We start from the raw sequence: 1,562 nt of genomic DNA on the forward strand, positions 1-1,562 counted from the left end.
CTGCGGAGGAGTCGAAAGCGCCCGTCGCCCAGCCGCGAAATGGATTTCGAATGCCCCACCGTCAGTCTGCAGCCTTTCTATTCACGGATTCAGGAAATGGTAACCCATAGACCTCCGCTTGCTGCTGAGTGACGATAACGGTTATGCCTTCCCGCTCTCGAAATGTGCAAAGTGGAGTGAATGGCAATTTCTCGTAAGTATCCTGATCAACCACACAGAAAACATAAGCCTCATCGTGCAAGATGGGGCGCATTGCAGCAAGCAGGACGCTGAGATTGGTCTCGCCTTCCATACGCTCAAATCCGGTAGAGCCGTTAACTCGAGTTGTCATGCCGCCTAATGGGCGGAGCCGAATGGCGGTCAAGTGCAGCGCCTTGTTAGGCCACTTATTCTGCATTTACCCTTTTGACTATCTTCTTTGCTAAAGGTTCTTTTATTTCGTTATGCTGAGCAAGAGTTTCAACAACCCCGGTCTTTGCATTAATCCATGGTGACGGTAACGCGCTTTCCCTTTTGAGATAACAACCCGCTATTCCCACTTTGCTTTCTAAATTTTTGCGTTTCATACAATTACAATATTTTCGCGGCTTTCATCATCAGGTAATCCACGAAGAATATCATCTGTTCGATCATTGAGAATGAGTCCAACAGCTTGACACAAATTGTCTTTTGCCTCATTTATTGTTTCTCCTCGTCCATTGGCACTTGGCACTTCAGGACAAATCGCCAAATAACCACCTTCGGGTGCAGCCTCTATAATTGCCGTGAACTCACTTTAGGGCGTTGTTGTATGATAGTATCTAATTTAGGTTTTAGTTTCATCCCCATGAATATTCCATGCGGTCTTAACACTCGCTACCACGGTTACAGTGTGATCAGTGCTGATAAACTCGTGTTCGCACGTCTGTTGGAGTCGAGGAATCTGTCTGCCTCTTAATAGAGTGCAGTATTCTATTTTGAATTTCCTGTGCGTTAGCTCACCGATATCCTGATGCCTGAGCAGCACCCGGATCTTCTGGCCAGGCTTCAGGATTTTGTTCTTGAATAGAGAACCTTGATTAAGCCGCCAACCGTTGTCAGTGGTTGGAAAGCCGTCGGGGATAGCTAGAAGATGTAACAGTAAGATATCGAAAGAACTTCTGTTCAGCACCGTGAGGCAATATGGAACATCTGCTCCAAAGGTGACATCGACATAGACGTAAGCTTTTTGCTGAAATACATCGAGGATTCTTGCAAGGATACCGAAGAGACCGCTAACCTGCTCAACCATGATCAAAAAACTCCTTCGCTGAACTGTATCCTTGTGTGCACAACGGGAGCCGCTGATCAGCGGCGGACGCGGAGGTGAGCATACTCGCCGCAGCGTCCCACGAACGCTGTGCATAAGCGGTTGCAATGAAGCGAAGCAGAATTGCAATCCGACTTAATGCAATTGTTATGTGATTTATTCATATTTCTATATTTTTCTCCTGAATCCGTGAATAGAAAGGCTGCAGACTGACGGTGGGGCATTCGAAATCCATTTCGCGGCTGGGCGACGGGCGCTTTCGACTCCTCCGCAG

At 47.4% G+C, this 1,562-nt stretch carries 2 protein-coding genes; both read right to left on the reverse strand.

Annotated elements, in window-relative coordinates; translation table 11 throughout:
• Positions 1-61: 61 nt before the first annotated feature.
• Positions 62-397, reverse strand: coding sequence for an ACT domain-containing protein (locus BUB04_RS18595; RefSeq protein WP_073042301.1), 336 nt, complete (start codon positions 395-397; stop codon positions 62-64).
• A 408-nt stretch (positions 398-805) separates the two neighbouring features.
• The gene (locus BUB04_RS18610) at positions 806-1,270 is read right to left on the reverse strand and encodes a hypothetical protein (protein WP_073042308.1); all 465 of its coding nucleotides are present in this window, start codon (positions 1,268-1,270) and stop codon (positions 806-808) included.
• Between the last annotated feature and the right edge of the window lie 292 nt (positions 1,271-1,562).

This window comes from Desulfacinum infernum DSM 9756 (assembly GCF_900129305.1).
Taxonomy (GTDB): Bacteria; Desulfobacterota; Syntrophobacteria; order Syntrophobacterales; family DSM-9756; genus Desulfacinum; species Desulfacinum infernum.